This is a genomic window from Alteromonas sp. ABV4_150 (assembly GCF_056311745.1).
Genome location: NZ_CM149971.1, coordinates 3,065,621 through 3,091,903 on the forward strand (window position 1 = coordinate 3,065,621; position 26,283 = coordinate 3,091,903).

The 26,283-nt window shown below is 44.8% G+C and carries 22 protein-coding genes and 9 tRNA genes; 19 read left to right on the top strand and 12 right to left on the bottom strand.

Annotation, left to right across the window (positions count from 1 at the left end):
* Positions 1–102 precede the first annotated feature (102 nt).
* Positions 103–1,590, top strand: a complete 1,488-nt coding sequence (locus ACYX4M_RS13350; protein ID WP_476080468.1) for a RimK family protein — start codon at positions 103–105, stop codon at positions 1,588–1,590.
* Positions 1,587–2,861, top strand: coding sequence for a GNAT family N-acetyltransferase/peptidase C39 family protein (locus ACYX4M_RS13355; protein ID WP_476080469.1), 1,275 nt, complete (start codon positions 1,587–1,589; stop codon positions 2,859–2,861). The genes ACYX4M_RS13350 and ACYX4M_RS13355 overlap by 4 nt, the downstream gene beginning before the upstream one ends.
* Positions 2,862–2,908: 47 nt before the next feature.
* Here the strand turns inward: ACYX4M_RS13355 and ACYX4M_RS13360 are convergent, their stop codons facing one another.
* From ACYX4M_RS13360 to bioA, 3 genes are all read right to left on the bottom strand, one after another.
* Positions 2,909–3,190: a hypothetical protein gene (locus ACYX4M_RS13360; protein WP_476080470.1), complete on the bottom strand. Its 282-nt coding sequence runs from the start codon at positions 3,188–3,190 to the stop codon at positions 2,909–2,911.
* A gap of 585 nt (positions 3,191–3,775) precedes the next feature.
* On the bottom strand, positions 3,776–4,297 hold the full coding sequence (locus tag ACYX4M_RS13365) for a DUF2937 family protein (RefSeq protein WP_476080471.1): 522 nt from the start codon (positions 4,295–4,297) through the stop codon (positions 3,776–3,778).
* A 170-nt stretch (positions 4,298–4,467) separates the two neighbouring features.
* Positions 4,468–5,733 carry an adenosylmethionine--8-amino-7-oxononanoate transaminase gene (gene bioA / locus ACYX4M_RS13370; protein WP_476082881.1) on the bottom strand — a complete coding sequence of 422 codons (1,266 nt, stop codon included), beginning with the start codon at positions 5,731–5,733 and terminating at the stop codon, positions 4,468–4,470.
* 98 nt (positions 5,734–5,831) lie between these two features.
* On the opposite strand from bioA, the gene bioB reads away from it, so the two are divergent.
* From bioB to bioD, 4 genes are read left to right on the top strand one after another with little or no spacing between them, the layout of a single operon-like run.
* Complete coding sequence (gene bioB / locus ACYX4M_RS13375; protein WP_014976059.1) at positions 5,832–6,956, top strand: biotin synthase BioB; 1,125 nt, start codon at positions 5,832–5,834, stop codon at positions 6,954–6,956.
* Positions 6,956–8,317 carry an aminotransferase class I/II-fold pyridoxal phosphate-dependent enzyme gene (locus ACYX4M_RS13380; RefSeq protein WP_476080472.1) on the top strand — a complete coding sequence of 454 codons (1,362 nt, stop codon included), beginning with the start codon at positions 6,956–6,958 and terminating at the stop codon, positions 8,315–8,317. Before bioB ends, ACYX4M_RS13380 begins: the two co-directional genes overlap by 1 nt.
* A gap of 2 nt (positions 8,318–8,319) precedes the next feature.
* Entirely contained in the window at positions 8,320–9,384 is a 1,065-nt protein-coding gene (locus tag ACYX4M_RS13385; RefSeq protein ID WP_476080473.1) for a methyltransferase domain-containing protein, read from the top strand.
* Positions 9,381–10,178 carry a dethiobiotin synthase gene (bioD, locus tag ACYX4M_RS13390; RefSeq protein WP_476080474.1) on the top strand — a complete coding sequence of 266 codons (798 nt, stop codon included), beginning with the start codon at positions 9,381–9,383 and terminating at the stop codon, positions 10,176–10,178. Before ACYX4M_RS13385 ends, bioD begins: the two co-directional genes overlap by 4 nt.
* Here bioD and pepE read toward each other — a convergent pair.
* Positions 10,149–10,871, bottom strand: a complete 723-nt coding sequence (pepE, locus tag ACYX4M_RS13395) for a dipeptidase PepE (RefSeq protein WP_476080475.1) — start codon at positions 10,869–10,871, stop codon at positions 10,149–10,151. The genes bioD and pepE overlap by 30 nt on opposite strands.
* A 93-nt stretch (positions 10,872–10,964) precedes the next feature.
* Between pepE and ACYX4M_RS13400 the strand changes: the two genes are divergently transcribed.
* The 4 genes from ACYX4M_RS13400 (at position 10,965) to ACYX4M_RS13415 (ending at position 14,963) form a co-directional block, all read left to right on the top strand.
* Positions 10,965–11,441, top strand: coding sequence for a low molecular weight protein-tyrosine-phosphatase (locus ACYX4M_RS13400; protein ID WP_476080476.1), 477 nt, complete (start codon positions 10,965–10,967; stop codon positions 11,439–11,441).
* Between the two features lie 151 nt (positions 11,442–11,592).
* Positions 11,593–12,540, top strand: a complete 948-nt coding sequence (locus tag ACYX4M_RS13405) for a FecCD family ABC transporter permease (protein WP_476082882.1) — start codon at positions 11,593–11,595, stop codon at positions 12,538–12,540.
* Positions 12,541–12,544: 4 nt separating this feature from the next.
* Positions 12,545–13,444: an ATP-binding cassette domain-containing protein gene (locus ACYX4M_RS13410; RefSeq protein ID WP_476080477.1), complete on the top strand. Its 900-nt coding sequence runs from the start codon at positions 12,545–12,547 to the stop codon at positions 13,442–13,444.
* 175 nt (positions 13,445–13,619) lie between these two features.
* Positions 13,620–14,963, top strand: coding sequence for a class II 3-deoxy-7-phosphoheptulonate synthase (locus ACYX4M_RS13415; RefSeq protein WP_476080478.1), 1,344 nt, complete (start codon positions 13,620–13,622; stop codon positions 14,961–14,963).
* Positions 14,964–15,160: 197 nt separating this feature from the next.
* Here the strand turns inward: ACYX4M_RS13415 and ACYX4M_RS13420 are convergent, their stop codons facing one another.
* From ACYX4M_RS13420 to ACYX4M_RS13430, 3 genes are all read right to left on the bottom strand, one after another.
* Positions 15,161–15,478, bottom strand: coding sequence for a hypothetical protein (locus tag ACYX4M_RS13420; RefSeq protein WP_476080479.1), 318 nt, complete (start codon positions 15,476–15,478; stop codon positions 15,161–15,163).
* A 65-nt stretch (positions 15,479–15,543) separates the two neighbouring features.
* Entirely contained in the window at positions 15,544–15,759 is a 216-nt protein-coding gene (locus tag ACYX4M_RS13425; RefSeq protein ID WP_476080480.1) for a DUF3820 family protein, read from the bottom strand.
* A 3-nt stretch (positions 15,760–15,762) separates the two neighbouring features.
* Entirely contained in the window at positions 15,763–17,580 is a 1,818-nt protein-coding gene (locus ACYX4M_RS13430) for an ABCB family ABC transporter ATP-binding protein/permease (RefSeq protein ID WP_476080481.1), read from the bottom strand.
* A gap of 323 nt (positions 17,581–17,903) precedes the next feature.
* On the opposite strand from ACYX4M_RS13430, the gene moaA reads away from it, so the two are divergent.
* Positions 17,904–18,872, top strand: a complete 969-nt coding sequence (moaA, locus tag ACYX4M_RS13435; RefSeq protein WP_476080482.1) for a GTP 3',8-cyclase MoaA — start codon at positions 17,904–17,906, stop codon at positions 18,870–18,872.
* A 129-nt stretch (positions 18,873–19,001) separates the two neighbouring features.
* Positions 19,002–19,529, top strand: coding sequence for a GNAT family N-acetyltransferase (locus ACYX4M_RS13440; protein WP_476080483.1), 528 nt, complete (start codon positions 19,002–19,004; stop codon positions 19,527–19,529).
* Between the two features lie 37 nt (positions 19,530–19,566).
* Here the strand turns inward: ACYX4M_RS13440 and ACYX4M_RS13445 are convergent, their stop codons facing one another.
* From ACYX4M_RS13445 to ACYX4M_RS13465, 5 genes are all read right to left on the bottom strand, one after another.
* A complete protein-coding gene (locus ACYX4M_RS13445; protein ID WP_476080484.1) occupies positions 19,567–21,189 on the bottom strand; it encodes a response regulator in 1,623 nt (540 codons plus the stop codon).
* Between the two features lie 332 nt (positions 21,190–21,521).
* Positions 21,522–21,597, bottom strand: a tRNA-Val gene (locus tag ACYX4M_RS13450).
* A gap of 36 nt (positions 21,598–21,633) precedes the next feature.
* A tRNA-Val gene (locus ACYX4M_RS13455) sits at positions 21,634–21,709 on the bottom strand.
* A gap of 36 nt (positions 21,710–21,745) precedes the next feature.
* A tRNA-Val gene (locus tag ACYX4M_RS13460) sits at positions 21,746–21,821 on the bottom strand.
* Between the two features lie 36 nt (positions 21,822–21,857).
* Positions 21,858–21,933: transfer RNA gene (locus ACYX4M_RS13465), tRNA-Val, on the bottom strand.
* Between the two features lie 607 nt (positions 21,934–22,540).
* Between ACYX4M_RS13465 and gltX the strand changes: the two genes are divergently transcribed.
* The 7 genes from gltX to ACYX4M_RS13500 all read left to right on the top strand — a co-directional run bounded on the left by gltX (position 22,541) and on the right by ACYX4M_RS13500 (position 26,231).
* Positions 22,541–23,950, top strand: a complete 1,410-nt coding sequence (gltX, locus tag ACYX4M_RS13470) for a glutamate--tRNA ligase (RefSeq protein ID WP_476080485.1) — start codon at positions 22,541–22,543, stop codon at positions 23,948–23,950.
* Positions 23,951–24,035: 85 nt separating this feature from the next.
* Positions 24,036–24,111, top strand: a tRNA-Ala gene (locus ACYX4M_RS13475).
* A gap of 91 nt (positions 24,112–24,202) precedes the next feature.
* Positions 24,203–24,278 (top strand) — tRNA-Glu (locus tag ACYX4M_RS13480).
* A gap of 157 nt (positions 24,279–24,435) precedes the next feature.
* Positions 24,436–24,511, top strand: a tRNA-Glu gene (locus ACYX4M_RS13485).
* Between the two features lie 157 nt (positions 24,512–24,668).
* Positions 24,669–24,744 (top strand) — tRNA-Glu (locus ACYX4M_RS13490).
* A 157-nt stretch (positions 24,745–24,901) separates the two neighbouring features.
* Positions 24,902–24,977 (top strand) — tRNA-Glu (locus ACYX4M_RS13495).
* Between the two features lie 348 nt (positions 24,978–25,325).
* Positions 25,326–26,231, top strand: a complete 906-nt coding sequence (locus tag ACYX4M_RS13500; RefSeq protein WP_476080486.1) for a M14 family metallopeptidase — start codon at positions 25,326–25,328, stop codon at positions 26,229–26,231.
* The last annotated feature ends 52 nt before the right edge of the window (positions 26,232–26,283 follow it).

The following is a 26,283-nucleotide window of genomic DNA, read 5'->3' on the forward strand; positions in this document are numbered from 1 at the left end:
TGGCGAGTAAAGCGTAAACTCAGCGCACTTTAATCGTGTTTGTAAATTGAACAAACACACCCTTAATTGTACCTGACAACACACTATTTAGAAGCGAATTACATGCACAATACACTGATTGTTACTGATGATGTTACTCCTTTTTGTAACACAGCTTTAACCGTGCTGACTTTTCAAGATTACCTTGCTGAGTTCCCAAAGTTGAACGAGCCCAAAACACGGGTTATCAATATATGTGATACCACGCGTTACTTAAGTGAAGGGTACTATTGTTCACTTTTGGCTCAGGCACGTAATCACTCTGTATTGCCTTCTGTAAATACCATTAACGATTTACGCATGGCTGAAGAGAAAAGTATTGATCGCATCGTCTTCTCCTTGTCGGTATCGCAAGACAATACGGAAATTACTGATGAACCTTTATTAGTACTTTTCGGCGAAGTGAAAGATCAGCGCTTTAAGCGTTTGGCGCGCCAAGCGTTTGAAAAATACCCGTACCCTGTTTTGGTGTTAAGCCCAACAGTTACCGATACGAAAGTGTCGCCTAAAGCCACGGGTAAAGTACAAATTGAAGGCTTTGCAAGCGTACAGGCAAAAGCGTTTAAGGACTTAAACGCCAAGCAACAAGCGCGTTTCATTGAGCAATTAGAAGCACATACCAAAATACAGTGGAAAGCCGGTAAAACGAGCAAACGTACTCGTTGGGATATGGCCATTTGGGTTAACCCAGAAGAGAGCACGCCGCCTAGTGACGAACGCGCCATTAAAAACTTTGTGAAAGCCGCTGAAAAAGTGGGCTTTCGCGCAGATGTGGTGAGTCGCCTGTCGCAAGAAGAATTGGGTCACTATGATGCATTGTTCATTCGTGAAACGACGGCGATTGACCATCATACTTACCGTTTAGCGCGTGCAGCAGAGCGAGAAGGCATTGTGGTTATGGACGACACGCAGTCAATTCTGCGCTGCTGTAACAAAGTGTACCTGCAGGATGCGTTTGCTTATCAGAAAGTGCCAGCGCCGAAAGCGACGTTTGTATCGAGCGCTACCGATGAAGTATGCGAAAAACTCATTGCCGATTTTGGTTTGCCGCTAGTTTTAAAGCTGCCAGAAAGCTCGTTTTCTCGCGGTGTGCACAAAGCTGAAAATAAAGAGGCGTTAAAAACGCGGTTAGAACAAATGCTGGCTGAATCGGCGCTTGTTTTGGTTCAGGAGTATATCTTCACTGAGTTCGACTGGCGAATCGGTGTGTTAGGTGGCAAACCTATTTACGCTTGTCAGTACTTTATGGTGCGCAACCACTGGCAGATATACAACCACCAGGGCGATCGATTCTCTTCGGGTGGGTTTGCCACAATGCCAACGTTTGAAGTACCTAAGCCGGTGCTACAAGCCGCTATCAAGGCCGCTAAAGCGGTGGGTGATGGCTTATATGGTGTAGATATCAAGCAAGCCGATAACGCGGTTTATGTTATTGAAGTGAACGACAACCCAAGTATCGACTCGGGTGTTGAAGACAAATATTTAGGCAAAGAACTGTACGAATTAATTATGCAGGAATTTGCTGACAGGTTGGAGCAAAGAGGGCGATGATCACATCGGCTGAGCGAGTAATTGAAGTGAATAATGCAAGTCCACAGGAAAGCGCAAATCGTGCATATGGCCTAGCTGAGGGCGCATCTAATACTAAATCGACAAATGGTGCCGGTGTGCCTTCTACGCAGTCGAGTGTAGTGCTACGCGTTGCGACATTACACGATCTTGCTTCGCTTCAGCACATTGAGCAAACTTGTTTCACCACCGACAGGCTAAGTAAAAGCCGTTTCAAATTTTACATTGATGCCCAACACGCAGAGCTTATTGTGGCCGAGCGTGAGCCGTCGACTTCAAGTTCTAACCTCGACAAAAATAAGCCGAGTGTAAATAGTATTGTTGGCTATGGACTGTTGCTGCTGCGTCGTGGAACGCAGCTCACTCGACTGTATTCTATCGCAGTCTTGCCTGAGGCGAGGGGGCTTGGCGTCGCTGAAAAGCTGATAAATAGCTTGGGGGAGCGGGCGCTTTTGCGGGGAAAGCGATTTATGCGCCTGGAAGTGGCAGTAGGTAATGCTGGCGCCATTGCTCTGTATAAAAAGTTAGGGTTTAGTCAGTTTGGTATGTATACCGATTACTACGACGATCACACTGACGCATTACGTATGCAAAAGGTATTGGTGGCAAGCAAGTCGGTAAAGCCAGAGGTTTATCCGTGGTACCAACAGACGACTGATTTTACCTGCGGTCCGTCAGCATTAATGATGGCAATGTGTGCATTGAACAATCGCTATGAAATGACCCAAGAAAAAGAACTATCGTTGTGGCGTACTGCTACCACGATATTTATGATGTCAGGTCATGGCGGTTGCCACCCGGTGGGATTAGCGCTCGCCGCGGTAAACCAAGGTTATGCAGCGAAAGTGGTCATCAATCAGGATGTCCCGCTTTTTGTTGATAGCGTTAGAGATACTAACAAGAAAGCGATAGTCGAAAATGTTGAATCGCAGTTTATGGCAGAGGCGCGTAGAAAAGGCATTTCTGTTGAAATCTCTGACTGGCGAGTTGATGTTATCGACCAAACCCTTAAAGCTGGCGGGGCAGTATTGTGCTTAATCAGCACATACGCGTTCGATAAGAAAAAGGTTCCCCATTGGGTTGCGGTGACTAGCTGCGATTCTCATTGCTATTATCTGCACGATCCAGATGCGAGTGAGGGGCAGCCTGTCGAGTATCAACACATTCCGGTCGCTCGCGAAGATTTTCTAAGGCTTGCGAGTTATGGCACGCGTAAAGTAAGAACATTGGTCCTCCTAAAAAATAAAAAGTAACGCCAATATCAAGCTAAGGTTTGAGGAAAAGTTAAACGCCCCAAGCCTTAGTGATGCACTTGTGTAACGTTAACCTTTTTATTCAGTGTTTTGAGCTGCGTTACTAATTGAGACAACTCTTTCACCGAACCTGAATAATCAATGTGCTTATTCATTTCCTGGCCTTTCACTGCACTCTGATAAAGCGCTTCACTTTCAAAGCATGCAGTTTGCTTACTTAACGCGTTCCATTCCGCTTCCAGGTCGCTTGGGATGCAATGACGTTTTGCAACAATTTTGTCTTTTATTTGCAACACTTTCCCGATTAATAATTGAGCATCTGTAGGCATAATAATTTCTCCTTCGTAATTTCATTCGATAAGTTGCTGATATTTAGCTGTTTATCATCTACTAAAGAATGATAAGCCAGTTATTCGCATCTCACCGTTGAATAATGAGTTGCATTATTGATGCCACGTTCAATAAAAAGGTGAGAATCCTTTTTCTGCGCGCTTGTAGGTTTGGAAGTACTTTCTCAGCTCTTAAACTGTGCTCTAAGAAAAACAGGGGCAAAGCTTGTTTATAAATTCAAACCGCTGAATAAAAGAATTTCGAAAGAGAACTAGAAGCAGGGCTTTTTCTCTTAACCGAATTTAACAGGAGATGTTAACCCAGTAAAAATTATCGGTACTTCGGAGGAAAATATTTTTGTCGAACCTGTTCTAGTCTTAGGCTGGTGACGTGACTGTCGCCATTTATAAAAAACTCATCGAGAATTGGCATTACAGCTGAAGCGAAGGCTGCCTCAGCATCACGGTCGAAAAATTGTGAAAAGCCATCAGCTTTAGAAAGTACTGAATAGGCTTCTTTAAAAGCTTGTCCCTTGCCTATTCAATTTTCGTTGTTTTGCAAGAAGCGCAGTCCTGATTGGCTCGCTATTTATAAGAATAGCGTTTGGGCTTGTCTTTGATTTTCTTAACTTGGCAATAGCAAAAGTGCGGTGTCCAAATTAGTAAATTAATTAAAATAGCGGTAACGAGGCTAAAAACAATTGAAGAAGGGGTTAGCGGTACGGAAGGGCTGAAGTTGTCGAGTACGCGATTTAACGTACCGTATTGAGAAGGGGAGGCCATAAACACCAGCTTTTCGAAGTAGTGGCCGTGCTCGAGTTTTCTCATCCCTTGCTCTAATGTTGTGATCTGTGCAAAACGGCTTGCTTTCATTGACGCATTTTCACGCACTACCGGTTCGCTATTTTTCTGTAAACTGTCGAGCATGGCTTCCACAGAAGAAAAGCCATGCTGTTTGGCAAGCGCTGACGAACTGGAAACCTCATCTCTCAGTGCGTCATAATAGCCATTGAGGTATTGACGATAATGATCCGCCAAGATAGGGACTTGAAGTGTAATGATAAACAAAACTGCAAATACAACTTTATCTAAAACACGTACTATCATTCAAATCTCGCTATAAACACTCTGCATTAATGATCCAACTAGTGACCCGCTTTAAAGTTGAATGTTCACTCTATAGCAAAAATCAACCCACGGGCCATCTGGCGTCAAATCGTCGTTCAAAACTCATATTTCACCCAAGAAGAAGATAGTTAGCGTAACAATCTCACACACTATTTCAAGGCGGTGTAAATTGCATGGGTTAGCTTACTTAACTGCTCGGAAGATATGATGTAAGGAGGCATAATGTATACCAATTTCCCGAATGGCCGTATCCACACGCCATGTTTCACAAAATGGCGTTGAATTTCGGCAACATTGACGGGATTTACCGTCTCGACTACCCCTATAGCACCTAACACCCTTACGTCAGCGACTCGCGGCAAGTCTGCACATTTTGCCAATTCGGTTTGTAATTGTTTCTCAATGGCAGGAACTTGTTGCTGCCAATGATTTTCGTTAATTAGCGACAGACTGGCATTGGCCACCGCGCAGGCTAACGGATTGCCCATGTATGTGGGGCCGTGCATAAATACGCCAGGCTCCCCTTGGCAAACCCCTAAAGCCACGTCTTCGGTACACAAGGTCGCAGCCAGTGTCATATAACCACCCGTAATCGCTTTACCCAAACACATGATGTCAGGTGAAATACCTGCATGCTCGCAAGCGAAGAGCTTGCCTGTACGGCCGAATCCAGTAGCAATTTCATCGCAAATTAAAAGTACGTCGTAGGTATCGCAAAGCTGTCGACAGCGCTTTAAGTATTCGGGGTGATAAATACGCATGCCTCCCGCGCCTTGAACAACAGGTTCTAGGATAAGGGCAGCCATAGTGTGATGATGCTTTTCAAAAGTCTCTTCAAGTGGAAGAATGTCATCTTCGCTAAACGTTTGGCCAAAGCGAGTTTGAGGGGCGGGCGCAAAAATCTGCTTGCTTAGTACACCCTCAAATAAACTATGCATGCCGTTAACGGGATCGCACACGCTCATTGCGGCAAAGGTGTCGCCATGGTAGCCATTGCGCGGCGCGACAATGCGTGACTTCTCTGAGCGCCCTTGGCATGCCCAATACTGAATAGCCATCTTTATAGCTACTTCAACAGACACTGAGCCAGAGTCTGCTAAAAATACACGCTCTAAACCTGCCGGCACCATGTTCAGTAACGATTTACACAAATCTACCGCCGGCTGGTGGGTAATACCGCCAAACATAACGTGAGAAAATGCGTCAATTTGCTTGTGCGCAGCATCGTTGAGCACAGGATGGTTGTAGCCGTGAATAGCTGCCCACCAGCTAGACATGCCATCTACTAGCACTTCACTTGTGGCCAAGGTAAGTTCAGCGCCTTTTGCACCAACTACTTCATAGCAGGGAAGGGGATTAACCGCCGAGGTATAGGGGTGCCAAATGTGTTGCTTATCAAATTCTGTATTGTTCACAAAATAACCGTTAGTAAAGGTTTTAAATTGGTCAGAGTTGACAACTCGATATTGGGGCATAGACTAAGCCAGCAATAATAATTAGTAAAGGACAGTCAATGACGCTGGCTAGTGCGCCTTCTGCGCAAACGACAACTATTCGAAACGATTGGACCAAAGCCGAAGTCGAAGCTTTGTTTGCCATGCCATTTAACGACTTACTGTTTAATGCCCAAGTAGTGCATAGACAGCATTTTAATCCGAATGAAGTGCAGGTTAGCACGCTTTTGTCGATTAAAACCGGTGCATGTCCTGAAGACTGCAAATACTGCCCACAAAGTGCCCGTTATGATACGGGCCTTGAAAAAGAGCGCCTGCTAGAAATTGAAAAGGTCATTCAGCGTGCGAAAGAAGCAAAGCAAGTGGGCTCTACCCGTTTTTGTATGGGGGCTGCTTGGCGAAATCCACGCGACAGAGACATGCCTTACATTTTAAAAATGGTTGAAGAGGTGAAAAGCTTAGGCTTAGAAACCTGCATGACGTTGGGTATGTTAACCCGTGACCAAGCAGTGGCCTTAAAGCAAGCGGGCCTTGATTATTATAATCACAACCTTGATACCTCTCCGGAATACTACGGCGATATTATCACGACCCGTACTTACCAAGACCGATTGAATACGTTAGAGAACGTGCGTGCTGCAGGTATGAATGTTTGCTCTGGGGGAATTGTTGGCATGGGAGAAACGGTGAGCGATCGCGCTAGTATGTTAGTGCAATTAGCAAACCTTCCTGAGCAGCCTCAAAGTGTACCTATTAACATGCTGGTTAAAGTAAAAGGTACGCCACTCGATAGTGTAGAAGACTTGGACTATTTTGAGTTTATCCGCACTATTGCCGTTGCTCGTATTATGATGCCTAAGTCACATGTGCGCTTGTCGGCAGGCCGCGAAGCAATGAACGAACAAATGCAGGCGCTTTGTTTTATGGCAGGCGCGAACTCTATTTTCTATGGCTGCAAGCTGTTAACCACGTCAAATCCAGATACCCATGAAGATGTAATGCTGTTCAAAAAGCTTGGTATTAATACTGAGCGTACAAGGGATTACTCAGACGAAGCACATCAACAAGTGTTAGAAGAAGAAATTGCCCAGCAACAAGAACAAGCCGACGACAGTAACGACTTGTTTATTGATGCAACCAAGCCTAAGGTAGCGCCAAAGAAACAACATTTGACGGAGGCGTAATGGCCTTTAACTGGTTAGACGATTCGCTGAGCGCGCGTGCCGAGCAAGGCTTGCTGCGCCAGCGCCACTGCCAACAATACGAAAAAGACAGCATTATTTGTATTAACGGTGAGCACTACCTTAATTTTTCAAGCAATGACTACCTAGGCATGCGCCAGCATGAGGGTGTATTGCAAAGTTGGGTTGAGGGGCTAGCGCAATTTGGTGGTGGTAGTGGTGCATCGCCTTTGGTAACTGGGCACACACAGGCTCATTTGGCGCTAGAAGCCTACATTGCCGATGGGTTAAACCGAGAAGCTGCGCTGTTGTTTAACTCTGGCTTTGCCGCCAATCAGGCACTGTGCATGGCACTTTTTCCTCACATGTCTCACCCCAATAAAATCGCGAGAGCAGGGCACATCATTACTGATAAGCTCATGCACGCTTCGTTTTTAGAGGGCGCGCAATGTGTATCTGACAGCGCTAAGCTTCGCCGTTTCAAGCATAACGATCTCAGTCATTTAGAGAGCATGCTATCAAACGTTTGTCACAGCCAGCTATCCGATGCGGTTGGTAATTCTGATGCAAACCAGCAAGACATTCTGATTGCCAGTGAAGGTGTGTTTAGTATGGACGGTGACGTAGCGCCTTGCGAAGGTATCGCTGAACTGGCCGCTAAATATAATGCATGGTTCATGTTAGACGATGCACACGGAATGGGTGTATTGGGTGACAACGGTTTTGGCACAGCAGAAGCACTAAACTTAAGCCAGCAACAAGCGCCTATTGTTATGGGAACATTTGGCAAAGCAGTGGGCACGGCCGGTGCCTTTATTGCAGGAAGCCAAACCCTAATTGATTATCTGGTGAATTTTTCGAAGCACTACGTGTATTCCACTGCCATGCCGCCAGCACAAGCGGTGGCTACTTTGTACTCCCTCACTCATATCGCCAGTGATACTGCCCGCCGCGAAACGCTACAAACCAATATCACCTATTTCAGAGAGTCGTTTCAAAAACGTTTTGGACAGACACTCAATTCAAGCGAGAAAGACAAAGCACCAATTGAAATCACTTTGGGGCAATCGCAAAGCGCGATTCAGCCTATTATCGTTGGTAGCCCAGAACGCGCAATTGCACTAAGTGACGGGCTAAAACAGCGCGGCATTTGGGCAACGGCTATCAGGCAGCCTACTGTACCGAAAAACCAAGACAGGCTGCGTATTACACTTACGTCAAATCATACATCACAAGATATTGACGTATTGCTTGATGCGCTAGAACTTTCACTTAATCACTTGGCGTTAAGTGAGACTTTAGAAAAAAGAGGATTAGAAAGCGCTATCTGTGCTTCTGGCTCTGTAAGTAAACAAGAGATGTAACCATGTCACTAAGTCCCGCTGTAAAAGCTGCTATGCCGGCAGAATCGAGAAGTGTCTTCGACGCTAAGCTGTCGCGTGATGAGGCCCAAGCGGCTTTTAAGGCAAACGGGGCTTTTTCGACCAAGGCACCTCTCGATTTTAACAGGGCGACCAACGCTGAAGGGGCTCTCACAGTTAAAACTGCTTACCCTTCTGATTGCTCCTCCAAAGCTGCGGCACATTTGAGTGCAGAGGAGAGCGCTAAGACTGAAGGCTATGTTGCAGCTGAAGGCGCTGCAAAAGCTGAACGCGACGATACTGCTTCAACAATTAATGAGCAGGACGTGGCACATCGTTTTTCAAAAGCGGCTGTGCAGTACAACAGTATTGCGGGTGTTCAGCGCATTATTGCTAAGCAGGCATTAGCGAACTTACCGATAGACCTGCAGGGTACGGCTCTTGATATCGGCTGTGGTACTGGCATTCATACCCAAACGCTTGCAAATAAAGGTGCAGCTGCAACTGGCGTAGATATTGCCGAGGGCATGTTGGCGCAGGCCAGAAAAATGTACTCTGACCCCATTTTCGTAGAAGGTAGTGCTGTCGATTTGCCTTTCTGTGATAGCCAATTTTCAACCGTATTTTCATCTATGGCGCTTCAGTGGGTTAGCGATACTAACCTTGTTGCTAATGAGATAGCGCGAGTGCTTGAAAAGAGTGGTATTGCCGAGCTGGCGATTATGGTGGCGGGTTCATTTAGTGAGCTTAAAACGGCGCGCAAAGTAGCGCAGCTTCCACAGGCTGAAACCTATATGCCAACAACCGCACAGTGGGTAAATGGCTTTAAGCAGTCGGGCCTTTCTTTGCAACGGGTGATTACTAAGGACTATGTCGATACTCACCGCGATATTATGTCGCTATTGCGCTCTGTGAAGGGGGTTGGGGCAGGTGAGACCGGCCAAAGACAACCGCCGCTCACCCGTCGAGATATTAAAAAATTAGCCATGGCTTACAGCAATATGAGCGGTGTAGAAAGTAAGTTACCGCTTACCTACCGCGTAAGTCATTTCAGATTGGAAAAACGATGAAGCAGTATTTCATTACCGGTACCGACACCGAAGTAGGTAAAACCTATGTTACCTGCCAACTACTACAAGCTGCGCAAAAAGCCTCGTTAAGCGCCATCGGCTACAAGCCTATTGCAGCCGGATGCGAACAGATAAACGGCGAGTGGGTTAACGAAGATGCGCTAAATATTCAGAAAGCGTGCTCCAAAACACGCGCAAACAAAGCTATTCAAAGTTCAAAAGTTTCCAAATTAAAAGGCCTAAGTGAAACAAGCCAAGAAAGTGGACAGACACTTTCTTTGGACGGCAGTGGACAGACCCTTCCTTTGCATCAAATAAATCCTATCGCATTGAGACCGCCTATTGCTCCACATATTGCTGCACTTGAAGAAGCCGTGGCGTTAACCTTTGAAAAAATTGCGCAAGGCCTTGATAAACTGCACGCCTATCAACCAGATCTTCTCTTAATGGAAGGTGCAGGTGGGTGGCGTTTACCGCTAACGTTAGGTGATGAATATACGCCCACTTACTACCTTTCTGATGTCGTGAAAACACTCCAAATGGATGTGATTTTAGTTGTAGGCATGCGTTTGGGTTGCTTAAATCATGCGTTATTAACTGCAGAAGCAATTCGCGCCGATGGACTTACCATTAAAGGATGGGTTGCGAACGACATCACAGGTAACATGACGCGATACCAAGAAAATCTTCATTCTCTTAAAGCCATGTTACCCGAGCCGCTACTGGCAGAAATTCCTTACCAGGTAGCGCCAAACGATGAGGCGTTATTCGCCGTTATCAAGCAAATAAGTTAAATCATCACCTGAATTAATTGGCGTTTTTTCTTCACCTAGAAAGATAAAACCGTCCTTTTCACCCACTAGGGTAAGTTGATTATTAGTAAGGCGTAGCGCTGTGCCCTCGCGAATAGCAACGACTGGTATTGTTGGGTTTAGCGTGGTGAACTCTGCCAAACGTTGGTCGCGGGTTTCGCCATTGTGACCCGGCGGCTGATAATCGGTGTAATGCGGGTTTAACTGAAACGGCACGATATCTAGTGCATCAAAGCTCGGCGGCTCGATAATGGGCATGTCGTTAGTGGTTCTAATTGATTGACCACAAATATTCGAACCTGCACTCCAGCCAATATAAGGCGTGCAATCGGCGATGGCGTGCTTTAGTGGCACAATAAGCGCGTTTGCATAAAGGGTAGAAAGCAGGTGAAAGGTGTTTCCACCGCCTACAACAATGGCTTGGCCGTTTTTCTTTGCATTGTTCACGGCGGCCACAGGGTCTTCTGTGGTGTGTAGCCCGGTAACCTTGCACTCTGGCAGTGCGGTAGCAACGGCGTCTACATAGCTATCGTACGTTTGAGTGACGGCGGCATAAGGAACAAATAGAAGGTCGCGAATTTCGCCTAAGTGTGCAAAAATAAGTGCTCTAGCGTGCTCTAAGTAAGCCTCGTCGCCTTGACGTGAGCTACTTAGCATAAGTACATGTGCGGTCATACTAACTCCACAATTTTTCTGACGGCGTATCATACGCGAAACTGGGTACAAAGTTTAGTCGCGCTCCGTCACTGCGTTTAAATAGGATTTTGAATGAAACAATCTACATCGGTGTTGTTCGTGTGTTTGGGTAATATTTGCCGTTCTCCAACTGCAGAAGCGGTGTTCAAGCACAAAGCTGTACAAGCCGGGTTAAATATTGAAATTGATTCTGCTGGAACGCATGGTTACCACATTGGCAACCCGCCCGACAAGCGTTCACAGGCAGCTGGAGTAGAGAGAGGTTACAGCTTTAAGGGGCTTAAATGCCGCCGTGTGGATGAAAGTGACTTTGAGCGCTTCGACTATATCTTAGCTATGGATAACAGCAACCTTGCAAATTTGCATGGTATGTCGCCAAGCCAGTACCAGGATAAAATTAAGTTATTTCTCGATTTTGTAAACGCAGAAGACAAAGAAGTGCCTGACCCATACTACGGAGGAAAGCGCGGCTTTGAGTTGGTGTTAGACTTAATTGAAGAAGCGTCGGACGGTTTGATTGCGCACATCAAACAAACCCAGCAATTATAACCGGAAGCCATATTCAGAACCTGTATAAAAGGCCAAAATTGAAAAGCGGCATTGCGAGCCAAACCTAGAACGCATATTGAGAAGCGATTTTGATAAACGATGTTGAGAGCCGATTTTGAGAGCCATAGAAACTAAACGCAGAGGCCTATCTTTGGTTGTAATAACGCTACTTTGTTTATTAGCCGTTGGCGTGGTGGGTATCATTGGCGTGACAGGGGTTGCTAACACGGCTGCTGACTTAAGGCAGCATATTATCGTACAGCTTCAAATACCGCTTATACTTACCGCATGCTTAGTAGGCGCTGCGCTTTCTGTCAGTGGGGCCACATTACAGGTGGTACTTCGTAATCCGCTAGCCGACCCAGGAATCATAGGTATAACCAGTGGAGCAAGTTTAGTTGCTGCACTATTGCTATTGTTAACGCCTCAATGGGCTACAGCGTACCTGCATTATTTACTGCCCTTTGGGTGCTTTGTAGGTGCTCTGTTATCTACATTTATTATCTACCGGTTAGCTAGAAAACTTGTCGGCTCGTCCACTGCTGTTATTCTTGCTGGTATAGCCATATCTACTCTTAGTGGGGCGGTTATTGCCTGGCTTTATATGTTCAGCGACGCTAATGCCCTTCGCAACCTCACTTTTTGGCTAATGGGCAGCTTATATCAAACTAACTGGTTAATTTTATCGGTTGGAGGCCCGTTGATAGTTATCGCTGTGGGTTTGCAGCTTTTCTTTGCAGGTGATTTAAATAAGCTATATGCAGGTGAACTGGCGGCAAAAAGTAGTGGTGTGGATGTGGAAAAACTTACCGAACGCGCCCTGATTATTTGCGCTATCGCGGTGGGGACGGCGGTGTCGATGGCTGGGTCTATTGCGTTTGTAGGCTTACTCGTACCTCATATTTTGCGTCTGATCATCGGGCATAACAATCGCCATTTGTTGCCGTTAAGTGCGTTAAGCGGTGCAAGCCTTTTAATGTTGGTAGCGCTATGCTCTGAAATGACTCGCGCTATTACACTTCCTGTCTCTATGGTTACAGCAACGTTAGGTGGCCCGTTACTTATTTGGGCGCTGGCAAAAGGCCAGCTCAAAGGCTGATGAAATGACGTCCCCGAATCCTTTTACGCAAAAGCAACCTGATTCTTATCGTAATGAAGAGCAAAGCACTGGTGAACGTCATGCAGTCAGCTACAACAGAGCGCCTTGCGTCAACAGTAGCGAAAAAGCTTCGGATGCCCCATTGATTTTAAGTCTGCAAAACGTAAGCATTGGGTCACGGCTGCGGGTGGAAGGCTTAAGCACGAAAAAGGGCGAATGTATTCATATCATAGGGCCAAACGGGGCAGGGAAGTCAACGCTGCTACTCACCCTTGCGGGTCTTATTGAAGCTGATGAAGGTAAGGTGATGCTGCATGGCAAACCAATGGATAGTTGGTCTATTGCTACGCTTGCCAGCGTACGTACTTTATTAGCTCAGCAAAGTGAAAGTGGTTTTCACCTTTCAGTTAAGGAATACTTAAGTTTTTATACAGTAGAAAAACAGTCTTCGCTCATTCCTCCGGTTTTAGAAAAGGCCCTTGAAGTGTCAGGCTTTTTAAACAAAATCCTTACCCAGCTTTCTGGCGGCGAGCGGCAGCGGGTAGAAATTTGTCGAGCGCTCTTACAAATTTGGCCCCAGTTAGAGCGGGGTGAGGGTATAGCGTTTTTAGATGAGCCTCTGCAAGGGCTTGACATTAGGCATCAATACGCATTGGCTAGCTTGGTGAAATTCCTTTGTGGTAAAGGAAATACGATACTCATTACGTCTCACGATATCGCACTGAGCGCAAATTACTGCGATAGTCTATGGTTAATGCAGAAAGGGGGTATTGTAGCGATGGGTGAGCCGAAAGATGTGGCAACCCAGGTAAACCTTGAGAAGGTATTTGAATGCCATTTTGCTATAAGCAAGCACGATAACTTTCTAGAAATTCAAGTTTGCGCACCTATTTCCTTAGAATAAATGTGGTAAAGTGCCATCACATTTTAAGATTCGTATTTTCGCATTAGGCTGATTATAAAAATGCGCTACAGGCATACTGTGAAGCGCGCTACAGTCTTTTTATTCGAAGCATTGAGTTTCAATAATTATTTTCAGTAAAACGTTTGCCCTACGTTTTTTATTCAGGAGAACACCGTTGAGTAATTGGCAAGTAGACAGTTGGAGAAATAAACCTATTCTTCAGCAACCAGAGTACGATGACAAAGTACGTTTAAATGAAGTAGAGCAAACACTAAGTTCTTATCCTCCACTCGTATTCGCTGCTGAAGCCCGTGAACTTAGACGTCAGCTAGGCGAAGTGAGCTTGGGTAAAGGCTTTCTTTTGCAAGGCGGTGACTGCGCAGAGTCGTTTGACGAATTTAACGCGCCTAAAATTCGCGATACGTTCAAAGTAATTCTTCAAATGGCTATTGTGCTTACGTTTGCTGGTCGTTGCCCGGTAACCAAGGTTGCCCGTATGGCGGGACAATATGCTAAACCGCGTTCATCAGATTTTGAAACCCGCGGTGGCGTGACCTTGCCAAGCTATCGCGGTGATATCATCAATAACTTTGAGTTTACTGAAGCGGCCCGTCGACCAGACCCTGATCGCTTACTAGAAGCGTATCATCGCAGCGCTTCAACCTTGAACCTTCTTCGCGCGTTTGCCCAAGGTGGTTTGGCCGACCTTCACGAAGTGAACCGTTGGAACATGGCATTTGTTGAAAATAACCCGCTTAAAGAGCGTTATTCTGACATGGCCAACCGTATTCAAGATACCCTTGAGTTTATGGATGTTATAGGTATTAACGCACAAACCAGTTCTACGCTACATGAAACCTCGCTGTTTACGTCGCATGAAGCATTGCTGTTGAACTATGAGCAGGCGCTAACACGTATCGATACCCTTACCGGTAAGCCTTACGATTGTTCGGCTCACATGGTGTGGATTGGCGAGCGTACCCGTCAACTAGACCATGCGCACGTTGAGTTTTTCCGAGGCATTCACAACCCAATTGGTGTGAAAGTGGGGCCAAGCATGCAAGAAGACGAGCTTATTCGTTTGATTGATGCGCTTAACCCGTTAAACGACCCAGGTCGTTTAACGCTAATTACGCGTATGGGCGCCGATAATCTGGCCGACAATTTGCCACGCTTATTGCGTAAAGTGAAAGCTGAAGGCAGACACGTAGTGTGGAGCTCTGACCCGATGCACGGCAACACGTTCTCGGCATCTAGCGGCTATAAAACCCGTAACTTCGATGCAATTTTGAAAGAAATTAAGCAGTTCTTCCAAGCTCACGAAGCAGAAGGTACTCACGCAGGTGGTATTCACCTTGAAATGACCGGTCAGCACGTAACGGAGTGTACTGGCGGTGCTTATGAAATTAGCGATGAAGACTTAGCGCAAGCCTACAAAACGCAATGCGATCCACGCTTAAATGCAGACCAAGTACTTGAAATGGCATTCTTAGTGGCTGACCATTTGCGTAATGCGTAATGCGTAATGCGTAATGCGTAATGCGTAATGCGTAATGCGTAATGCGTAATGCGTAATGCGTAATGCGTAATGCGTAATGCGTAATGCGTAATGCGTAATGCGTAATGCGTAATGCGTAATGCGTAATGCGTAATGCGTAATGCGTGTTAATTTTCAAAAATGAAAAACGGGCAGCGGAACAAACGCTGCCCGTTTTTTTATAGCAGCTGTTCTCTTTCTTGCTCGCTCAATATACCCGTGAAAATAGTTTCTCGCCTTAAGTTAGCGGTGCGCTCATCATCGGCTAATAACAGGGCTTTAAATAAGTCAGGCTCATTGCGGGCTTCTATAATCCCCTTCCAAAGCAGGTAGCTACCATAACGCATCATTTTGTTTTGATATCGGGTTTCTAAAGTGTGTTCAGCTTGTTCAAAAAGTTCAGGATGAGATAGCAACTTGTCAGCTATGGCGCTGTGAATTTTTTTGATGCGTTCGTTTACGTCACTTCGACGTTGTTTTCTGGGTCTTGCAAACATAATTCATCGTGTGGTTAGTGTTTACTCATTTTAACAAGGGGGGACGCTGAGTCCCCTTGTGATTGCTAGTCGTCACTTAATAGCGGTTCTACAACAGACTCTAAACCGTTTAGCTTAATTTCATACATTAAAGCGAGCTGTTCACCAAGCTTGTTTTCTGGAAAGCCTTGCTTGTGAAACCAAACCAAATAAGGCTCTGGTAAATGGAAAAGGCGTCTTCCAGCATATTTTCCGAACGGCATCACTTGATTAATGGCTGCTTTGATAAGCGTTGGGTCCATCTTCTAACTACCTTTTACATCTTTATTTGAACTAACTTCGTCGTCTTCACGCTGTTGGGCTTGCCAAAGGGTTGCGTATTCACCGCCTTGTTCAAGTAAGTAAGTGTGTGTCCCTTCCTCTACTATGGTACCGTTTTTAAGTACGAGGATCTTGTCGGCATCAACGATAGTGGACAGTCTATGGGCTATGACCAAACTAGTATGCCCCTTGGCCGCATCGCGAAGGGCTGACAAAATTGCTCGTTCTGATGTGCTGTCTAACGAGCTGGTGGCTTCATCAAAAATCATGATTGGCGCGCCTTTAAGTAAGGCCCTTGCGATAGATACGCGCTGCTTTTCGCCACCAGAAAGTTTTAGGCCTCGCTCACCTACCGTTGTGTCTAGCTTATCAGGCAAGCTTTCTACAAATGCTTCAAGATGCGCGAGTTTGATAACTTGCTTAATGTCTTCATCGCTGGCATCAGGGTTACCGTAGCGAATGTTCTCCAGCAAGGTAGTGTTAAACAGCACCGTATCCTGAGGGACAATGCCGATATGTGAACGCAGACTTTGTTGCGTAACCGATGTGATGTCTTTTCCATTTATCGTGATTTCGCCCTGTTGAGGCTCATAAAACCGAAAGAGTAGTTTCATCAGCGTTGATTTTCCTGCGCCGCTTTCACCAACTACTGCTACCTTGGCGCCAGGCGGTACGTCAAAGCTTAACCCGTTTAATATTTTTCTATTTTCGTTGTAGGCGAAATACACGTTATTAAAGCGTAGTGCTGGGTTGACGCAGGTTAATTCGGTGGCGTCTTCTGCATCTCTAATAGCTGGTGTTTGAGCTAGAAGGTCGAATAACTTATCGATATTGGCAAGGCTGCCACGAATTTCACGGTATACAAAACCCAAAAAATTCAAGGGCATGAAAATCTGCATGGTGAAGGCGTTAATTAGTACAAAGTCGCCAATGGTCATTTCGCCATTTATAACCCCGAAAGCAGCGTTTGCCATCATTGAAGTCATGGCAATGGCAATGATGGCGGCTTGACCACCGTTTAATGCGAATAGCGATAAGCGGTTCTTCCGTCGCGCTTTCTCCCATGCAGCTAAATCGGTATCGTACCGATTGGCTTCAAACGATTCGTTATTGAAATACTTTACTGTCTCAAAATTAAGCAGGCTGTCTACCGCTCTTGAATTCGTAGTTGAGTCTGCTTCGTTCATTTGTGTGACAAAGCGTGTGCGCCAGTCGGTGGCTTTCATCGAAAAGCCAATGTACGCCACTACGCTAATCACAATTATTAGTGCGAAAGATACGCCAAACTGGAATAAGAGCAAACCGACGACAAGGGCGATCTCTAAGAGAGTGGGGACAATATTAAACACCATAAAGCGCATTAAAAAGCTTACGCCGTTGGTGCCTCGCTCGATATCTCTTGATAAACCGCCTGTACGCCGATTTAGATGAAAGCCTAAGTCAAGGTTGTGTAGATGTTTAAAAACCTTAAGCCCAAGACGACGCATGGCGCGCTCAGTAACGCGACCAAATAGCGTATCTCGCACTTCGCCGAGTAAAACATTGAGTAAGCGCAGCGTCCCATAAGCGACGATTAAACTAATAGGAACCGCTAAAGCTAGCGTAGTTAAATCTCCATTTAAGCTATCAACGGTATACTTCAGCACATAGGGAAGACCAATACTGGCAAGCTTTGCTGCTACTAGGCACAGCAGGGCAAAAAATACACGCTGCTTAAACTCGAGAAGATAAGGCCAAAGTTGTGATAGAACGTGCCATTTAACAGGTTCATCGGTATTCGTATGAAAACGGTTTTTTCTCATTTTATAGTGTGCTTTATTGTTTAGCTTACTGTACTAAGAGCGGGAAGATTCGGAAAACAATTTGGTGTAACACCTTTATTAGGAATTGAACAAGCTTGCCCATATACAATTATTCTCGCCTTTTGTGGTACGTTTTGAAATAGGCTAGAGATTAAAATGGTCTTATTTATAGCAACGAATGTGTTTAATTTTTATTTCTCCCCGCGTACACTAGAGGTAGTTTAATTTAGTTACTTTGTTATTTATTCAATTGATCGCTAGGTTTTGTAACGTCAAAAACCTCTTTAGCGACTCATAAAGCAGCAAAGGGTTAAGGAGTTGGTTTGTTAGAAGATAGTTTCGGTAGACAGTTTCACTATTTGCGTTTGTCAGTGACCGAAGCGTGCAACTTTCGCTGTCAGTACTGTTTGCCAGATGGGTACGAAGGCCCAACGAGCGATCAGTTTATGACACTTAGCGAAATTGATACCTTACTCAAAGCGTTTGCTCAGCTAGGTACTTCCAAAGTGCGTCTAACAGGTGGCGAGCCAACCCTGCGAAGAGACTTCCTTGATATCTTACAACTAACTAGTAATACGCCGGGTATAGAGCGTGTAGCGATGACAACACATGGGGCGCGAATGGAAAAGTTTGCCCACCAATGGAAAGATGCAGGCTTAGATCAAGTAAACGTCAGTATCGATAGTCTAGACCCCCGGCAATTCGCTGCTATAACAGGACAGGATAAGTTAAAAGCGGTGCTGCGAGGGTTGGATGCGGCCATTGATGCCGATCTTGACGTGAAAGTTAACTCTGTTTTACTCAACGACTTTTCTGATAGCCGCCTACATCGGTTTCTTGCTTGGCTCAAAGATATGCCGGTAACGCTCCGTTTTATCGAGTTAATGGAAACAGGCGATTTAAATCAATTTTTCAATAAACAGCATCAAAGCGGTTCACCATTGAAAAAGACCCTGTTAGATATGGGGTGGCAGCCGTTATTGCGTAGGAAAGATGCTGGGCCAGCGCAAGAGTTCTATCACCCGGACTATGCGGGCAAGATTGGTTTAATCATGCCGTACAGCAAAGATTTTTGTAAAACTTGTAATCGTCTTCGTGTCTCCGCGCCAGGCAAGTTACATCTTTGCTTATTCAGCGAAAATGGCATAGATATGAGGCATCTTCTTGCAAATGGTAATGTGGATGACGTGGTTGTCTTCCTACAAAGTGTGCTGGGGCAAAAGCACGAAACCCATTATCTCCATGAGGGAAAAACTGGAGCAACGAAGCACCTAGCCATGTTGGGAGGCTAGCAAACTACTCCTGCGTTAAAGGAAAATGAAGGCCGAAATAAAAAACATAGAATAAGTTTGGTTTGTTGTAAAAATAAGCTATATTCTCCGGTGAGAACATATTAAGAATAATAAAGACAAAGGAAGTATATGCATATCAAGGACAGTGCGCGTCTTTCCTACCACTATATCACCGAAAAAGACGCTGACTTCCTATGGGAGCTCGACCAAGACGAGCTTGTTATGAAGTACATAAGTGGTGGTAAGAAGTCTTCAAAAGAAGATATCCGAGACATATTTGTTCCCCGTTTCCAAGCTTATTCCAATCCAGCTTTAGGCTGGGGGCTTTGGCGTGTAGAAACGCTGGCTGAAAAAGAAAGTATAGGGTGGATTTTGGTTCGTCCTTTTGGCTTTTTTACCCAACATCCTGAAAGTGACAATATGGAATTAGGGTGGCGGTTTAAACGTCATACTTGGGGCAATGGATATGCCACTGAGGCTGCGCAGACAATAAAAGACGCCTTATATGACATTGGCGTGGAAAAGTTTTCGGCCATCGCTAATCCAGAAAATAGCGCGTCTATCAATATTATGAAAAAGCTCGGAATGACATTTAGCCACGAACTTGAATACATTGACAAACTCTATCACGAGACAGTGGTAGTTTATACTAACTAAACAGGCCCGTCGTAAAACAAAAAAACGGTTGTTGAAGTTATTTATTCTTCAATATGTTCTTCACGCTCTGATAGCGCGCATTCTGGTCTTCAGATAGGGTCGTTGTTTCAAGTGTTTCTCTGCATTTGTTAATAGCAGCCACTGTGTCAGAAAGCATAGGCGCGTTTGCCTTTCTCGCTCTAATAATGGCTTGAAGATAGTTTAGTGCAATTGAGGGATTTTTAGGCATAACCCGAAATGCTTGAGCAAAGGTGGTATAAGATTGCTCCAGATTGCCTCGTTTATACTGGGCGACAGCCGTGTTGTTGAGTGTTTTAGGACTTAGCGTAATCGTTTCTTTTTCTTCTTTTTCCTGCTTTAAGTACGTCGCCATTAGATTTAACTCATCAGCATTCTCATTCTGCCTTGAAGAAATAGCATCTAAGATTGCTATAGATTCTTTTTTCAGTCCAACCTCATGAAGCGCTTTGGCTCTATCAAGTAATGCTTCCGTGGAGTGATGTTGAGTGTGGTCTGTGTGAAAATCTGACAGCAGCATTTGGGCTTTTACTGTGTCATCCTTTAAGTAGTGAAGTCGGGCATCGATCACTGTTAATTCATCATTTACCGCTGCTTTAGGGTGAGCTCTTTTCAACTGACGTAAATATTCATTGGTTTGTTTAACAACGCCGTTTACGTATTCTGGCTCAGACGTCATCGCAAAATCAACACCGGCTCTTGCTGCTGTTAGATAAATATCTGGTTTATCGTAGATAGAGTTTCTTGCATAGCGTACAACTTTCTTCGCACTGTTAAACTGACTTTCATAGTCGTGTGTGATGCGAGCAAGGTTTATCGCCATCTGATGTCGAGGAATATTCTGTGGAGAAATATTACATGCAAGCGTAGTACATTCAAGTGCATCATCAAACGCTGATTGCTTAATCTGCAGTTTGGCGAGTAAGTCGTATGCTTCTAATGCAGAATCGGGGCGCATTGCCAGTTGGATAATTTCTCTTTCTGCATCATCAAGTTCATTAAGCGCTAGAAAGCTTTTTGCTATCCCCATTTTGGCCCAGCTAAAATCTTGAATGTTTATTATTGATTCAAAGAAAGGGATAGCTTCCTGAAACCTCTCGGTGATAAGAAACAAATCACCTTTTATCTTCATTGCTAAAGGAAAGTGTTCAGCGTTCTCGGGTTGCAATAAGAAATACTCAACCTCAGCTAGGGCCTTTTCATAGTCCTGTTTGTCCATGAATGAATAAACATTTTTAAAGGCTTTTTTTCTTGCTAAAACACGGGAAAGTCGACGGTCTAATTCGTTAACGGAAAATGGCTTGGCAATGAATTCATCTGGCTGTAACTCGATAATCGCGTGAACAATATCTGCTGAAGTGTCTGCGCTAGTGAAGATAAATGCGCTAGTGAGGGGCAGCATGTGAGACTCGTTGAGTTGCTCGAGTAAAAAATAACCGCCTTGTTCCGAGCGTAAGTTATAGGAGCAAATGATGGCGTCGTAAGTGTGTTCTTGTAACGCTGACAGGGCATGAGAGGGTCTATCAACATAGTCCATATTCCTGAAACCTAGCTGCTCAAGCGCGTAGTGCATGTGGCTTTTTGCCAGCACCTGATCTTCGGCAATTAACAACTTAGTATTTCTAGCTAAGTGGAGCTTCATTAAAGGGTAGCCTTTAGGACGTTATGGATTTCACCATACCACGATAATTATTTTTAAAGTATAGCTCGTCAGTGAGACTATCGCATAGTTGAGGTTATTTTTGGATGAATTTAGGTAAACAAATGTCGCGATGAATTGGGCGGCTGAGTGCTTGTTTACACTTTTTTTAAAAGCTGAGTGATAACCATGAGCATTATCGGCGCAGACATTTCTATAAAAGGTTTGGTCGGTTTTGTGAGTGAATTCATTTTCTGGATTTGCTACACAAACAAGTGACGATTCTAACTTATACGATGATATAGGTGTTAGATTTTGAAAAGACTAAGAGGAGATGGTGGACGCTACTGGGCTTGAACCAGTGACCCTCGCCTTGTAAGGGCGATGCTCTCCCAACTGAGCTAAGCGTCCGTATTTTGATTTCACTATTTAACCACTGCGAGAAAGTGGTGGACGCTACTGGGCTTGAACCAGTGACCCTCGCCTTGTAAGGGCGATGCTCTCCCAACTGAGCTAAGCGTCCGTATTTTGATTTCACTGTTTAGCCACTGTGAGAAAGTGGTGGACGCTACTGGGCTTGAACCAGTGACCCTCGCCTTGTAAGGGCGATGCTCTCCCAACTGAGCTAAGCGTCCGTATTTTGATTTCACTATTTAACCACTGTGAGAAAGTGGTGGACGCTACTGGGCTTGAACCAGTGACCCTCGCCTTGTAAGGGCGATGCTCTCCCAACTGAGCTAAGCGTCCATATTTTGTAAAACCTTGCCTAAGCAAGTGGGGCGGTATTATAGAGTCGGTTCCGTTAGTGTCAACAATAAAATTAAAGAAAAATGACTGTGTGCCCGAAATTTAGCCACTCTGACCACATCTTAACTAAATTGATGAAAAGAGCAGCGTTTTTGAGTACCCAAAGTGGACAGACACTTATTTAGATGTGTGTGCAAAGGTATCCTTATTTAGTTCCGCTTAAAGTCGATATACACTTCTACACAGGAATTTAAATCGGACACACACTCAAAGTTAAAATTTAAATCGGACACACACTCATAATTTAAATTGGACACACACTTATTAATCTAGAACTAAATGCGACCAAGGCCCAAAGCACTCATACTTGCTCATTAGACACCCACCTTTAAACAAAAAAAGTGTCTGTCCGTTTTCTGCTTTTTGAGCAGTAGATGGTCATTAACTGTGTCCCATATTAGTTAAAAAAGCTGTTGAAGAATTAATTAAGGAAAATTAGTGTCTGTCCACTTTCTTCTCCATCTATTCTCAACTTACTTTTGAAGTCGCGCGGAGACTGGTAGAATGCGCGCATCTTTAGAAATACTATTAACAATAGAGAGTGACCATGTCGGTTGTTACACGATTTGCACCCAGCCCAACAGGCTATCTTCACGTTGGTGGCGCACGAACTGCGCTTTATTCTTGGCTTCTTGCGAAAAGTAAAGGCGGTGAGTTTGTTCTTCGTATTGAAGATACTGATATTGAGCGTTCAACTGAAGAAGCTAAGCAGGCTATTTTAGACGGTATGCAATGGTTAGGTTTAACCTGGGATACGGGGCCGATTTATCAGACCGATCGTTTTGATAGATATAAAGAACTTATTCAGCAGCTTTTGGATGAAGGTAAAGCGTACAAATGCTTTATGAGCTCTGAAGAACTAGATTCAATTCGTGAAGCGCAAAAAGAGCGCGGTGAAAAGCCTCGTTATCCTGGCACATGGAGAGACAGAACGGATCACCCTGAAGGTGAGCCGTTTGTTATTCGCTTTAAAAATCCTTTAGAAGGCAAAGTGGTTATTAATGATCACGTGCGCGGAAAAATTGAAATTAGCAATACAGAGCTAGACGATCTCATTATTCAGCGCACTGATGGCACGCCTACCTATAACTTCTGTGTAGTTGTAGATGATTGGGACATGGGGATTACCCATGTAGTACGCGGTGAAGACCATATAAACAACACGCCACGTCAAATCAATATACTCGAAGCCCTAAATGCACCTGTTCCAGAGTACGCTCACGTTTCTATGATCTTAGGTGATGATGGTAAAAAACTGTCAAAACGACATGGTGCAGTAAGTGTAATGCAGTATCGTGATGACGGTTTCCTACCACAAGCGGTACTAAACTATCTTGTCAGGTTGGGCTGGTCTCACGGCGATCAAGAAGTTTTCTCTGTCGACGAAATGATTGAGAAATTTAGTCTGGATGCAATAGGGCAGTCTGCGTCTGCATTTAATACAGAAAAGCTAATCTGGTTAAATCAGCATTATATAAAGACGTTGCCGGCAAGTGAGGTTGCTTCACATGCTAAATGGCATTTCGAACAGTTAAATGTCGATTTAACAACAGGTCCAGCGCTTGAATCGATAATTGCTATTCAAGCGGATAGAGTTAAAACGCTTAAAGAGTTAGCAGAGATTTCTACATACTTTTATCAAGACTATGAAGATTTCGATGCGAACGCCGCGAAAAAACACCTTCGCCCAGTCGCTCGAGGTCCATTAGAGCTTGCTAAAGATAAACTAATGGCAATTGAAGAGTGGAATCCAGTAAATATTCAAGCCGCTATTAATAGTACGGCTGAAGAACTGGAAGTAGGCATGGGTAAAGTAGGCATGCCGCTGCGTGTAGCTGTGACAGGTGGTGGTAATTCACCGTCTCTAGATATCACGTTGAATCTTATCTCAAAAGAGAAAATTGGCGAGAGAATCGACAAAGCGCTTACTTTTATAGCAAACAGAGAAAATTCATAAAAAAAGCGTTGACATGACAGAGGGGGATGCCTAGAATGCGCCCCGCTGTCACGGAACAGTCACACAAAATGACTGGCACCATGATGGGGCCATAGCTCAGCTGGGAGAGCGCCTGCATGGCATGCAGGAGGTCGGCGGTTCGATCCCGCCTGGCTCCACCAAGTCACATTGAGTTGTGGTTTGATATAGGCTGAAGTTGCTAACACAACTTCGGACTGAAATTTCGAAACTTTAGTATCGAAAAAGAATTCAGTCCCCTTCGTCTAGAGGCCTAGGACACCGCCCTTTCACGGCGGTAACAGGGGTTCGAATCCCCTAGGGGACGCCATTTTATCGCGTCACAGTCGATTAAAACTGTGAAATAGGCTGGAGTTGATAATTCAACTTCTGACTGAAAGTTTCAGTAGGGAAAGGTCGCTCAGTTCGCTGGCTCACTTTGCCTTACTGAAAATCTCGAAAGCGGAGCTTTCGACAGAAGATTTTCAGTCCCCTTCGTCTAGAGGCCTAGGACACCGCCCTTTCACGGCGGTAACAGGGGTTCGAATCCCCTAGGGGACGCCATTTTATCGCGTCACAGTCGATTAAAACTGTGAAATAGGCTGGAGTTGATTATTCAACTTCTGACTGAAAGTTTCGGTAAGGAAAAGTCGTGCAATTCGTTAGCTCACTTTGCCTTACTGAAAATCTCGAAAGCGGAGCTTTCGAAAGAAGATTTTCAGTCCCCTTCGTCTAGAGGCCTAGGACACCGCCCTTTCACGGCGGTAACAGGGGTTCGAATCCCCTAGGGGACGCCATTTTATCGCATCACAGTCGATTAAAACTGTGAAATAGGCTGGAGTTGATTAATCAACTTCTGACTGAAAGTTTTAGTAAGGCAAGGTCGCTCAGTTCGCTAGCTCACTTCGCCTTACTGAAAATCTCGAAAGCGGTGCTTTCGAAAGAAGATTTTCAGTCCCCTTCGTCTAGAGGCCTAGGACACCGCCCTTTCACGGCGGTAACAGGGGTTCGAATCCCCTAGGGGACGCCATTTCGAAAAAACCAGCCATTCGGCTGGTTTTTTTGTTTCTGGCTTAAAACACTGTGGACAGACACTTCAATTAAATCTGTAAGCAAATAAATGCAAAGCCATCTTAAGAAAGCTTCAGTGGACAGACACTCTTCTATTCCTCTTAAAACCATCTACCTAGACATACACCGATCATATTCATCGGAATTTGCAATTCTTATCAAAGAGGCGTCAATGCCCTCGCGCTAGTACTTTTCAAAGGTTCAATGCGTAAAGAACTCATGTCACAACCGTTTAAGAAACTTTTGTGTGATAGATACGCGAGCTTGCTGAACTGTTATGATCTAAAAAATACAAAAGAGGTGTTATATGCAGAATTATCCAATTGGAACTCCTGGTGAGCCGTGGGACGAAGAAGAAAAAGCCCAATGGAAAGCACAGCAGACTGTGAAAAGAAGTTATCAGGAAGAAGTACTTAATAAACTTTTCAATATTATCCCTGAAGGTTTTGAGTTAAAGCAGTATGGGGCACTTCCTTACGATACAGCGCGTTACCCACTATATGTTGTCATTCCTAAGAGTTTTGACGCTGAAAAGCCGTCTGCACTTGTTACAGGCGGTGTACACGGCTACGAAACCAGTGGTGTGCAAGGTGCGCTACAATTTATTGAAACAAAGCTGTCTGAATATGCTAACCACGTAAATATTGTTGTTGTGCCATGCGTAAGTCCCTGGGGCTACGAAACTATAAATCGATGGAATCCGCTGGCATTAGATCCAAATCGCTCGTTTTACAGTGATTCTCCTGCACCAGAGTCCGCTCAGCTTATGCAATTAGTATCTGATTTAGCGTTATCTCTTACGCTTCATATTGATTTGCATGAAACGACAGACACGGACAATAGTGAGTTTAGGCCAGCACTGGCTGCACGGGATGGGGTGACCCATGATAACTGGAACATTCCAGATGGTTTCTATACGGTTGCTAACACTCCAAGTCCTCAAATAGAGTTTCAAAAAGCAGTTATTGAGGCTGTGAAAAAAGTAACGCATATCGCACCGGCCGATGAAAACGGAAAGATTATAGGTGCGGATGTGGTGAGCGAAGGTGTAATTTGCTATGACAAGAAGTCGTTGTATCTTTGTGGAGGTATGACAGATGCTAAGTACGTCACAACCACAGAAGTCTATCCCGATAGCGATAATGCGACACCCGAGAATTGCAATGATGCTCAGGTGGCCGCAATTTGCGCTGCACTCGATTATTTAAATTAGACGCTTGAACGTTTAGACGTCTAGATGTATATTTGAGACTCTTTTTTAGGAG